The sequence below is a fragment of the Microcystis sp. M109S1 genome (assembly GCF_020247025.1).
Classification (GTDB): domain Bacteria; phylum Cyanobacteriota; class Cyanobacteriia; order Cyanobacteriales; family Microcystaceae; genus Microcystis.
Map to the genome: position 1 here is coordinate 1 of NZ_JADBRW010000027.1, position 11,907 is coordinate 11,907.

General features: G+C 41.6%; 7 protein-coding genes and 1 pseudogene. 7 read left to right on the forward strand and 1 reads right to left on the reverse strand.

Going from position 1 to position 11,907, the window contains the following annotated elements; genetic code table 11:
• Positions 1–98: 98 nt before the first annotated feature.
• A pseudogene (locus IM322_RS01145) lies at positions 99–444 on the forward strand (M42 family peptidase); the annotation flags it as partial.
• Here the strand turns inward: IM322_RS01145 and IM322_RS01150 are convergent.
• Positions 441–932 carry a hypothetical protein gene (locus IM322_RS01150; protein WP_286823778.1) on the reverse strand — a complete coding sequence of 164 codons (492 nt, stop codon included), beginning with the start codon at positions 930–932 and terminating at the stop codon, positions 441–443. The pseudogene IM322_RS01145 and the gene IM322_RS01150 overlap by 4 nt on opposite strands.
• A gap of 416 nt (positions 933–1,348) precedes the next feature.
• Between IM322_RS01150 and IM322_RS01155 the strand changes: the two genes are divergently transcribed.
• The 6 genes from IM322_RS01155 to IM322_RS01180 all read left to right on the forward strand — a co-directional run bounded on the left by IM322_RS01155 (position 1,349) and on the right by IM322_RS01180 (position 11,746).
• The gene (locus IM322_RS01155) at positions 1,349–2,908 is read left to right on the forward strand and encodes a hypothetical protein (RefSeq protein WP_287673658.1); all 1,560 of its coding nucleotides are present in this window, start codon (positions 1,349–1,351) and stop codon (positions 2,906–2,908) included.
• Between the two features lie 53 nt (positions 2,909–2,961).
• A complete protein-coding gene (locus IM322_RS01160) occupies positions 2,962–3,339 on the forward strand; it encodes a hypothetical protein (protein WP_287673660.1) in 378 nt (125 codons plus the stop codon).
• Positions 3,340–3,470: 131 nt separating this feature from the next.
• Entirely contained in the window at positions 3,471–4,580 is a 1,110-nt protein-coding gene (locus tag IM322_RS01165; RefSeq protein WP_287673662.1) for a hybrid sensor histidine kinase/response regulator, read from the forward strand.
• A 223-nt stretch (positions 4,581–4,803) separates the two neighbouring features.
• Positions 4,804–7,590 carry a cation-translocating P-type ATPase gene (locus tag IM322_RS01170; RefSeq protein ID WP_287673664.1) on the forward strand — a complete coding sequence of 929 codons (2,787 nt, stop codon included), beginning with the start codon at positions 4,804–4,806 and terminating at the stop codon, positions 7,588–7,590.
• 263 nt (positions 7,591–7,853) lie between these two features.
• A complete protein-coding gene (locus IM322_RS01175; protein ID WP_287078711.1) occupies positions 7,854–8,267 on the forward strand; it encodes a Het-E N-terminal domain-containing protein in 414 nt (137 codons plus the stop codon).
• Between the two features lie 23 nt (positions 8,268–8,290).
• Positions 8,291–11,746: a WD40 repeat domain-containing protein gene (locus IM322_RS01180; RefSeq protein WP_287713075.1), complete on the forward strand. Its 3,456-nt coding sequence runs from the start codon at positions 8,291–8,293 to the stop codon at positions 11,744–11,746.
• Positions 11,747–11,907: the final 161 nt, after the last annotated feature.

The following is an 11,907-nucleotide window of genomic DNA, read 5'->3' on the forward strand; positions in this document are numbered from 1 at the left end:
CTGAAAGGTCGCGAAAGTCTGTGGACTTTGTGTAAGACAGTACATGGTTTTTTAACCGTGGTATGCAACGGTGGTTGAAGCAGAAACTTAAATCGTGAGGTTTAGGAATCGCCGCACTTTTAGGGCGGCGAGGATGTCAAATTTCCCATCAATCCCCGCAAAAAGTGCAGCAGGAAAACACTCCCGTCACCTGGGAATCCGCATGGATAGAGACGAAATTGACTCCAGAAGAATTAGACGCTTGCGGGGTGCGCGCCGGTAGTCGAGTCGTGGTGGGAAAACACCGAAAACAACCCTTTCGACTAAAAGACTACATTGCCAGTTATAGCTAAGGCCGCTTGCTTAGGTTTTCCCACCCAAAACACCCACGGTTATGAAATCGCCCATTTAGGAGCCATAGCCAACTGCACTAGCATATTAGAAGCTTATTGTCAACTAATTTAGCTATTTTTAGCAAAAAACCAGAGCATCAATAGAACAATAGCGATCGCCAGTCCGCTAAAAACAGTATTTTTATGCTGCTCTAACTGCATGGGTGCGGGTGGTTCTTCTTTTTTCTGTTTATTTGTCCCCTTTTTAAATTGCGGTGTACTATCGGGAAGTTTCTCCAAATCGGGAATCTTCGTCATCCACTCATCTGGACGTTTGAGACGGGGAGCTTCGATAATATAAAGCAGACGCTTGGCCTGTTCGCGAATTTGATAGATAGGATGGGTAATAAGTTGCTTACAGATTTCACTAGCTTTCTCCCCCTCTCCTAACCCTTGATGGGCAGAAATTAACCAAATTTGGATCTCACCCCCTGCTCGGGATCCTAAGGAAATTAAGGCTAAAGCCGCATTTAATTGCTGGATACTAAGACGATATTGTCCACGCTCAAAGGCACTGATGCCAGCTTGATAAAGGTCTTGAAAAGAAGGATTTTCGGCCACGGAGTCAAGATCGAGATAAATAAAATTTTACATAAGTATAGCAAGAGCTAAGAAGCAAAAGGAAACTTTGATCAGTATCAGATGTGAGTTTTCAGTTCACTGATGGTTCTTCGTTACTTGGTATGGTTCGATCGGGTGGCATAAATAGACTACATCCTTATCTGGCAAGAGACTTAATTGATTAGTTCGTTCTAGATGGAAAACAATTGACAAAAATCGCCAAATGTCTTTCTATATAAGGGTTTCATCTCTTATAACCCCGTCTATTGCCTAACACAAACCGAAGACCTCACTGATTACTGTTTACTGTTTACTGTTTACTGATCACTGAAAAGCTCCCCACCTCCGCCATTGAGAATGAGAATCTCGGCAAAAATCCGGTACACTTTCTGCTAAACCTGTTCAACCCGCACGGTATGAAAGAGATTAATCCCCTGTTGCTAATTATATTAGTGATCGCCACTATACTAATTAGTCTAGTTTTAGGGCTTGTATTTGACAAAAAAGCAGCCTTATTAGGAATTTTGGCAGTTCCCGCCATGGTCGCTTCTTTTATCCATCCCCGTCTGGGATTATTAGCCCTAATCATCTATCTTCCCCTCAGTAGTACCGTCACGTTTGCCGTGGTGAGAGTTTTTCAGGTATTGGGCAACCTAGTGCTCTACGATCAATCCCATCTTCTCTACAAAATCGCCAAGGATGCCTTTTATTTCCCCGCTTTAGCGGCAATTTTAATTAAAACCAAAACTTTTAAGCAATTACGCCCCCAAATCAAGCCTTTTATCATCACAACTTTGATTTTACTTGCCAGCAGCCTGATAACTTTTCTTTTTGTCAATCTGCCCCAAGGAGGATTTGCCGTGGGAATTGTGGGATTAAAAATCCTCCTAAGTTATATTCCCCTAGTTCTCTGTGGCTACTATCTAATCGAGCAAAAACGGGATTTATTCGTGGTTAATCGGCTTTTAATCGTGATGATCTTAGTCTGTTGCGTTTTAAATCTAATTCAATACTTCTTACTCGTCCAAGGTATCTGTCCTGATAATGAATTCCTCAATCAACTGGAAGTTCTTGTCCCGAAATCCGACACCGAATTTTATCCGAATATTACCGAAAAAGCCAGCTTGAAAGCTCAATGTTTTGTCGGGGGTTCAGTGTTGTATAATCCCGATCGAGGCTTAATTCGTCTCCCTGGCACATTTTCTGATCCTTGGCAATGGAGTTGGTTTTTAGTATCTAGTAGCGTCATCAGTTACGCGGCCAGTTTTAGTGATCCGCAAAAAAGATGGCGCGTCGCTGGTTGGGTAGCAATGGTTTTAGTCTTCCTTGCGACTCTGGTTTCTGGACAAAGAATACCTTTCTTGCTAGTACCTTTGTTTTACTTGGTTCTTTTTATTGCTACTAGCAAACATAAACAAAAGTTACCATTAAAATTGGGAATCTTGGGGCTGATTTCCCTGCTCGCGGTGACGTTAAATCCCTTTATTCAGGAAAGAGGACTAAATTTTCTCGATCGCTGGCTATATTCGTCTCCAATTGACTTTGTAGGCAATCAAATGCAGTGGATGTTCAATTATGTACAGCTTTTTGGTTTTGGTTTAGGCACAGCCAGTAGTGGCGCTCGTCATCTAGCGGGAGAAGAAGGGATAAGACTAATTGAAACCTACTACGCTAAACTCCTCTACGAAATCGGTATCGTCGGTTTTATCGCTTTTATGGCACTGGTGACAATTCTCTGTATTCTCACCTTTAAAGCCTATTTAAAGGTAAAAAATGCTGCTTTAAAGCATTGGGGTCTCTGTATCTGGATTTTCCTACTTTTTATTAGCTATAACCCCTACTATTATCCTCTCTCCGTCGATCCCGTTTCTGTTTACTATTGGTTATTCGCCGGAATATTGCTAAAACTGCCGGAAATCAGTGATAAATTGGAAGATGAGGAGAGATTTCCCGAAAAAAGTGAAGTGGAGAATTAAGAGGATTTTTATCGATAATTAAATTATCTCTCGACTGATAGGAGTTAACCGCAATGACAGCAGAAACCCTTGCCTATTCCCTCGAATCTGTCCTCAAGGAAATTAAAGATAGTATTAAAAGTGTTGATCGAAAGCTAGACACCTTCCAGACAGATGTTGACCAAAAGCTAGACAATCTCGAAAAAAGTTTTGACCAAAAGCTAGAAACCTTACATAAAAATGTCGAGCAAAAGCTAGAAACCTTACATAAAAATGTCACCGATGTCAAGATAGGACTAGCAACTTTAACAGAGAAAGTCGATAGTATGGATAATCGACTGATCAAGGTGGAAGGAACCCAAAGTAACCAAATTTGGACATTAATAACTCTCTTGAGTGGTTCCTTGATTGCTGTGGGGTTCCGTGCTTTTTTTATGGGCAACAATCCCTAGGCGATCGCTGTAGAGTAACGAGACTTTCTCGCTTGTCCCACCCGACACGCTGCCCCCAGGAAAAACTTTTTCGGCAAGCCCCTGTTTTTTATACACTTTATTTAAACAGTTTGAGTTATAAGATAACCGGCATGACTCAACTCACATCGCGCCCTAGTGTCTTAATTGTCGATGATTTGCCCAATAATGTGCGGCTATTGTCGATTATGCTCACCGAGAAGGGATATCAGGTACGGAAAGCGATTAATGGACAGATGGCACTGAATACAGTGCGATCGCTAATTCCCGATCTGATCCTCCTCGATATTAATATGCCCAATCTCAATGGTTATCAAGTTTGTGAACAGTTAAAAGCTGATGAAAAAACCAGAGAAATTCCCGTGATTTTTATTAGCGCTCTTGATGATGTCTTAGATAAAGTCAAAGCTTTTCAAGTGGGAGGTGTCGATTATATTTCTAAACCTTTTCAAGGGGAAGAAGTGATGGCCCGCATTGAAAATCAATTAACTATTTGCCGTCAAAAAAAACAACTACAAAACGAAATTAAAGAACGTCAAAAAACTGAAGAAACTTTAGAAATTTATCTTCATGCTGTCTCTCACGATCTCCGCAATCCCGTGATCGGGATGTCAATGATCTTAAATAATTTAATTAAAAATTCTCAGGGAGAAACTAAAGAAGTATCCCTGAAGATTTTACAACAGATGGCCAACAGTTGCGAGCGACAATTAACTTTAATTGATTCTCTCGTCGAAACCCGACAAAATGATCTTTGGGGAGTTTCCCTAGAACTAAAGCCTTTATCTCTCTACGAAATCGGTCAACAAATCGGTCAGGAATGGGAGTTAAGATTAAAGGAAAATCAAGCAACTTTAATTAATAATTTTTCCCCCGATTTACCCTTAGTTAATGCCGATGCTCACCATCTCTGGCGAGTTTTTGAGAATTTATTAGCCAATGCCCTTAAACACAATCCCCAAGGGATAATTATCACTTTATCCGCTAGACTAGAGGGCAATTATCTCCGGTGTACTATTGCCGATAATGGGGTGGGAATTAGCGAAACCCAGAGAAAACAATTATTCGATCGCTATCAACGAGGCAACAATAATAATAATCAGATTAGTTTAGGACTAGGTTTATATCTATGTCGTCAAATTATCCATGCTCACGGAGGTGAAATTGGCATTATGAATAATGACGAAAAAGGTTCACAATTTTGGTTTACTTTGCCCTGCTAAGCTGTTGACTAAATAGGTAGATGTTAAAAACTTTCAGACACCCCCCTTATCAAGGGGGGATTAAGGGGGGATCTATCTTCAATTTAATTATAACCAGCTACTTATCTACATTACTCGTTAAGACTGTCTATGAGCAGGAAGAGCCAGTTTAAACATTTGTTTTTTCCTGTGACCGGGGAAAGAAAGGGCTAAGATCTATCTAGATCAACTATCTTCACTTGCCATGGCCGCCAATGCCGACTATTCTGCCCATTCCAGCGTTAACTTGCAACAACCTTGGCATACCTATCCGGTGGAAACCACCCTATCTATCCTCGGTAGTTCGGCTGTTAATGGCCTCAATAGAGAGCAAATCGCCGAAAGAATTAAATATTATGGCAAAAATGAACTACAAGAACGTCCAGGGCGCAGTAATTGGCAAATTCTCCTGGATCAGTTTACCAATATTATGCTCCTCCTCTTAATTGCCGTGGCCATAATTTCCGGGGGACTAGATTTACTGGCATTACAGCGCGGTCATCTGGCTAAAATTGGCGTTCCCTTCAAAGATACGATCGCTATCTTAACAATTGTCATCCTCAATGGTATGCTCGGCTATCTGCAAGAAAGTCGCGCCGAAAAAGCTCTGGCCGCTTTAAAAAAACTTTCCTCTCCCCAAGTTAATGTTATCCGCGAGGGCCAACGCACGGAAATAGATGCGGTTAATCTCGTCCCCGGGGACATCATGCTGATTGAAGCGGGAACCCAAATCAGCGCCGACGGCCAAATTATCGAAGCTTTTAACCTGCAAATTCGCGAATCGGCCTTGACAGGAGAGGCAAATAGTGTTAATAAATCCGCCTCCATTGACCCCTTAGACCGGGATACTCCCCTTGGCGATCGCTTAAATTTTGTCTTTACCGGAACAGAAGTACTGCAAGGCCGGGCCAAGGTCATCGTTACCAATACGGGAATGACGACGGAATTAGGCAAAATCGCTCAAATGTTAGCAACAGTCGGCAACGAACCCACTCCTCTCCAAAAAAGAATGACTCACTTGGGTAATGTCCTTGTCGCTGGTTCTCTGATTCTAGTTGCCCTGACTATTACCATCGGCCTGATCAATGCCGGTTGGTCGGCCCTAGAGGAATTAGTCGAAGTTTCCCTTAGTATGGCAGTAGCTGTCGTTCCCGAAGGATTACCCGCAGTTATCACCCTAACTCTCGCCCTAGGTACCCAACGCATGGTCAAACGTCAGGCCTTGATTCGCAAACTGCCGGCAGTAGAAACCCTTGGTTCCGTTAATGTGATCTGTTCCGACAAAACTGGGACGCTAACGGAAAATAAAATGACCGTGCGGGAGATAGAGACAATTAATCGCAATTTTTCGGTGACTGGGGAAGGATATAGCCCAAAAGGACAATTTTTAGACTCCGAGCAACAGGCGATCGATCCCAAAACCGATCTAGAATTACATCATCTTTTAATTGCCAGTGTCCTCTGCAACGATGCCAGTTTAGACCTCGATAACGGTCACGATAGCATTTTAGGCGATCCCACGGAAGGAGCCTTATTAGTTTTAGGGGCGAAAGCGGGCTTAAATTTATCCCTAACCAAGCAAGAGTTCCCTAGAATCGCTGAAATACCCTTTTCTTCTCAAAGAAAGCGAATGTCGGTCATTTGTCAAGGAGTCAATCCCGTACTATTTACCAAAGGTTCCCCGGAATTAATCCTTGAACAATGTCTCTCCTATCAATCGGGATTAGAAAGTCTTCCTTTTGGGGATAGGGAAAAAGAAAAAGTCTTAGTCGCTAACAATGCTATGGCGAACAGGGGTTTGCGAGTCTTAGGATTAGCCTATAAAAACCTGATTTATCCACCAGAATCAACTGAAATCAGCGAAGATGAGCTAATTTGGCTAGGAATGGTCGGTATGATCGACGCACCACGACCGGAGGTACAAATCGCCGTGGCTAGGTGTCGAGAAGCGGGAATCCGTCCGATCATGATCACCGGCGATCATCAATTAACCGCTCTAGCGGTGGCTAAAAGTCTTGGTATTGCCCAAGCGGGAGCTTTAGTCATCTCAGGACAAGAATTAGATAAATTATCACCAATTCAGCTAGAAACCATCATTGACAAAACTAACATCTATGCCCGTGTCTCCCCCGAACATAAATTAACTATTGTCCGCGCCTTGCAAAAAAAGGGTAAATTTGTCGCTATGACCGGAGATGGGGTTAATGATGCTCCGGCCCTGAAACAAGCAGATATCGGTATTGCTATGGGAATCTCCGGCACCGATGTCACCAAAGAGGCTAGTGATATGATTCTCCTCGATGATAATTTTGCCACTATCGTCGCTGCTACGGAAGAAGGGCGAGTGGTTTATCACAATATTCGCAGTTTTATTAAATATATTCTCGGCAGTAATATCGGGGAGGTGATTACTATCGCTGCTTCGCCTCTTTTGGGTTTAGCTACTCCCCTAACTCCCCTACAAATTCTCTGGATGAATTTAGTTACTGATGGTGTACCCGCTTTAGCTTTAGCTGTGGAACCCGCTTCTCCTGATATTATGCGTCGCCCTCCTTTTAGTCCCCAAGAAAGTATTTTTGCTCGCGGTTTGGGCAGTTATATCGTTAGAATTGGGATTATTTTTTCGATTATTAATATCACTCAAATGTTGATCGCTGTGCGCTTGGATCCGCTTTTTGGTAATACTGGTTCATGGAAAACTATGGTTTTTACTACTCTTTGTTTAGCTCAGATGGGTCATGCCATTTCTGTGCGATCGAGCGATCATCTTACCATAGAAATGAATCCTTTGACTAATCCCTATCTCTGGGTAGCAGTAACCCTGACGACAATTTTTCAACTGATGTTAATCTATGTTCCTCCCCTGCGGGATTTTTTTGGTACTCAATTTTTAACTAAAGAAGAATTATTAATCTGTTTGGGATTTAGTACCTTGTTATTCGTTTGGGTGGAGTTAGAAAAATTATTTACCCGTTGGTATCATCGGCGATAATCAGGGAGCTTTTTTCAGTGTTCAGTAAACAGTAAACAGTAAACAGTGAATTGAAAACTCAAATCTGATAACTGATAAACCCCATCCACAGGGAAAACCCTTGTTTGGCTTTTTCAGCTACGAGCCTTGCATAGCAATACTTTTAAGACTTAGTGCCTTGGCCGTGAAATTCCAGTTCTCTAGCTGATTGCAGTTTGGCTTACTATTAAAAACTGATTTGATCTAAAATTGAGTCAGCAATATCTAATTTGGAGTCTCAGGCAATGGAACCGATTTCTCTAATTCTCGCTGCGTTGGCTGCTGGTGCGGCTGCTGCTGCTAAGGATACGGCAGGAACAGCCGTTAAGGATGCTTATGAGAGTTTAAAAGCGTTGATTAAGAAGAAGTTTGCAGAAAAAGGGAAAACAGATTCATCAACAATTTTAGATAAATACGAACAGAAACCTGAAAAAACGAAAGCTCTTTTGGAAGATGAGTTAGAAGAAGCGGGACTTAAAGAACTGAAGGAGGATGACGAAATTATTAAAGCAGCCCAAGAAGTAATGAAAAAAGAAGATCCAGAAGGGGCAAAAGAAGGTAAATATAATATAAATATTTCTGGTGGGGTTCAAAATGTTGTTGGTTCAAATCGAGGGACTGCAAGCCAAACAGTTACTTACAATCCTAAAAGTTCGTAGTTGCGCTTTAGCACCCAAACCTGATGAATGAGAATCAAGCCGGTAAAAATCTTAATATTGAAGGTGGGGTTCAAGCTGTCGCTGGTGAAAATCTAGGGACAGTCAATCAGTATATTAGCATCCAGAAATCTGAGATTGAAATTACCAATCAACCCTTAATTACGGGTTCACCTTATTTGGGTTTAAGGAAGTTTGAAGTAGATGATAAGGATAGGTTTTTTGGGCGAGATAATTGGATTATTGAGTTAACCGATTATTTAAAGCCAAAGAATGTTTTATTGCTTTTAGGTGCGTCAGGAAGTGGTAAATCTTCTCTCGTGCAAGCGGGTTTAATTCCTAAGTTAAAGGATGATTTTGGCGCAAATAGATTGGTTAATTTAACTTTTGTTCCTGATGTTAATCCCTTTGAGTCTTTTTATGGTTGTCTTTTGGCAAATAGATATAAACAATCCCAAGCAAAATTAGCACAAGCTGTTAAGGAAGATACTTTAATTAAGGTGGTTGAAGGATTAAAAAATAATTCTGATTTATGGTTTATTTTTATTGACCAATTTGAGGAATTATTCACTCGTACACCGAAGACAGAAAGGGATATTTTTATTAAAAGTTTGATTAAATTGATTGAAAAGAATAATAGTTTGGTTAAAATTGTGATGACGATGAGGGCGGATTTTTTAGATAAATTAAGTCCTTATCCCAGTTTAGGAAAAATCCATGATCAGTATAGCAAGATGTTAACGGATATGGATGAAAGTCAGTTAAGATTAGCTATTGCTGAACCGGCGGCGAGAAATGGGGTAATCTTTGAACAGGGATTAATTAATCAAATTGTTGCGGATTTTTATGAACGGGCTGGCTCTTTACCTCTGTTACAATATACATTAGATTTATTGTGGGAAAAAGATCATATTCAAGAGCGGGTTTTAAATATTAAGATTTATCAAGAGATTGGTGGGGTAACGGGTGCGCTAGAAAAACAAGCGGATAAAATTTATAGTCAATTTAATGAACAGCAAAGGAAAGCAGCAGAGGAAATTTTTCTAGAGTTAATTAGTTTAGAAGGGGAAAAAGTGGTTAGCAGAAGGGCGGATAAATCGAGTTTTGAACAGGAGGAAATGCAAAGAGAGGTTCTCTATCAATTGATAGATAATCGTCTTTTGGTGAGTAAGGGAGAAGACGGGAAAGCAACGGTTGAGGTGGCACATGAGGCGTTATTACGTTCTTGGAAAGTGTTACAGGATTTAATTCGAGAAAAAGAGGAGATAATTGTTCTGAGAAGTCGTTTATATGCTGATGCGAAACAGTGGGATGATTTACAGAAGCAAGATGCTGTAAAAGCGAGTAGTGAGCTTTGGGGCGGTTCTAAACTGAAAAGGATTGTCAATCTTATCAAAGAAAAATCACTTTCTAATTTAGATGATGTAGCCGTAAAATTTATTAAAGCTAGTTATCACTATCAAAAGCAACGAGAAAAAATCGAAGCAGAAAGAAAACGGCGCGAAGTTGATACAGAACTTAGTTTAGCAAATTCTCTCAGTGGTTATTCTTTGCATCTCTTTAATGAAGAGGGAAAAGAATTAGATGCTATTGTTGAAGCGATTAAGGCAGGAAAAATTTTGCAGAAACACAACGCAAGCAACACGAAGGCAATTGATGCTTTGCAGAAGATTCTGGTTGAAGGAAGGGAATCTAATCGCTTAGTAGGGCATAATGATGGTGTCTGGAGTGTGAGTTTTAGCCCCGACGGTAAGACTTTAGCGACCGGTAGTGAAGACAAGACAATCAAACTGTGGAATGTAGAGACAGGGGAAGAAATCGGCACTCTCTCTGGGCATAATGGCAGTGTCTATAGCGTCAGTTTTAGCAGCGACGGTAAGACTTTAGCGACCGGTAGTGAAGACAAGACAATCAAACTGTGGAATGTAGAGACAGGGGAAGAAATCGGCACTCTCTCTGGGCATAATGGCAGTGTCTATAGTGTGAGTTTTAGCAGCGACGGTAAGACTTTAGCGACCGGTAGTGAGGACAAGACAATCAAACTGTGGAATGTAGAGACAGGGGAAGAAATCGGCACTCTCACTCGGCATCCTAGCAGTGTCTATAGCGTCAGTTTTAGTAGCGACGGTAAGACTTTGGCGACTGGTAGTTATGACGGCACAATCAAACTGTGGAATGGGTCAACAGGTCAAGAAATCCGCACTCTCTCTGGGCCTAATGATATTGTCTGGAGTGTGAGTTTTAGCCCTGACGGTAAGACTTTAGCGACCGGTAGTGAAGACAACACAATCAAACTGTGGGATGTAGAGACTGGTCAAGAAATTCGCACTCTCTCTGGGCATAATGATTATGTCCTTAGCGTGAGTTTTAGTCCCGACGGTAAGACTTTAGCGACCGGTAGTGAGGATAAGACAATCAAACTGTGGAATGTAGAAACAGGCCAAGAAATCGGCACTCTCAGAGGGCATAATGGAATTGTCTTAAGCGTGAGTTTTAGTAGCGACGGTAAGACCTTAGCGACCGGTAGTCGGGACAACACAATCAAACTGTGGAATGTAGAGACAGGTCAAAAAATCCGCACTCTCTCTGGGCATAAATGGAGTGTCAATAGCGTGAGTTTTAGCAGGGACGGTAAGAAATTAGCGACCGGTAGTGGTATCTTGATATCTTTTAGAGACAACACAATCAAACTATGGAATGTAGAGACAGGTCAAGAAATCCGCACCCTTCCCTTGCAACTCTACGAGAACACTGGGCATAATAAAAGTGTCACTAGCGTGAGTTTTAGCCCTGACGGTAAGACTTTAGCGACCGGTAGTGGTGACAACACAATCAAACTGTGGAATGTAGAGACAGGTCAAGAAATCCGCACTCTCACTGGGCATAATAGTAATGTCAATAGCGTGAGTTTTAGCCCTGACGGTAAGACATTAGCGACCGGTAGTGATGACGGCACAATCAAACTGTGGGATGTAGAGACTGGTCAAGAAATCCTCGCTCTCACTGGGCATAATAGTAATGTCAATAGCGTGAGTTTTAGCCCCGACGGTAAGACATTAGCCTCTGGTAGTGAAGACACCACAATCAAACTATGGAATGTGGAAACAGGGAAAGAAATCGGCACTCTCAAGGGGCATAATGATGTTGTCAGAAGCGTGAGTTTTAGCAGTGACGGTAAGACATTAGCCTCTGGTAGTAAAGACAAGACAATCAAACTGTGGAATGTAGAAACAGGGAAAGAAATTCGCACTCTCACAGGGCATAATAGCACTGTCACTAGCGTGAGTTTTAGCCCAGACGGTAAGACTTTAGCGACCGGTAGTCATGACAAGACTATCAAACTGTGGAATGGAGAATATGGTTGGGGTTTAGATGGTTTAATGGGGCGGAGTTGCGATTGGGTGCGGGTTTATTTGCAGAATAATATTAATGTCAGGGAGGAAGATAGGCATTTGTGTGATGGGATTAGTACAAAGAATTAGCCCACCAATTTAATAATAAAGTTGCTCTGTTACAGCCGATTCTTAATTTAGGGCTTGCTGAATAATGGTAAAACCCTTTTAAAATAAAGCTTTTGACCTGTTAAAGTCCGATGTTAGTGCAAGAAAATAGGATTGGGACTTTCAAAAACCTTGCATTATCC

Coding starts and splice junctions, on each gene's coding strand:
- IM322_RS01170 (WP_287673664.1), top strand. CDS start 4,804: ATGGCCGCCAATGCCGACTATTCTGCCCATTCCAGCGTTAACTTGCAA.
- IM322_RS01160 (WP_287673660.1), top strand. CDS start 2,962: ATGACAGCAGAAACCCTTGCCTATTCCCTCGAATCTGTCCTCAAGGAA.
- IM322_RS01180 (WP_287713075.1), top strand. CDS start 8,291: ATGAATGAGAATCAAGCCGGTAAAAATCTTAATATTGAAGGTGGGGTT.
- IM322_RS01175 (WP_287078711.1), top strand. CDS start 7,854: ATGGAACCGATTTCTCTAATTCTCGCTGCGTTGGCTGCTGGTGCGGCT.
- IM322_RS01155 (WP_287673658.1), top strand. CDS start 1,349: ATGAAAGAGATTAATCCCCTGTTGCTAATTATATTAGTGATCGCCACT.
- IM322_RS01165 (WP_287673662.1), top strand. CDS start 3,471: ATGACTCAACTCACATCGCGCCCTAGTGTCTTAATTGTCGATGATTTG.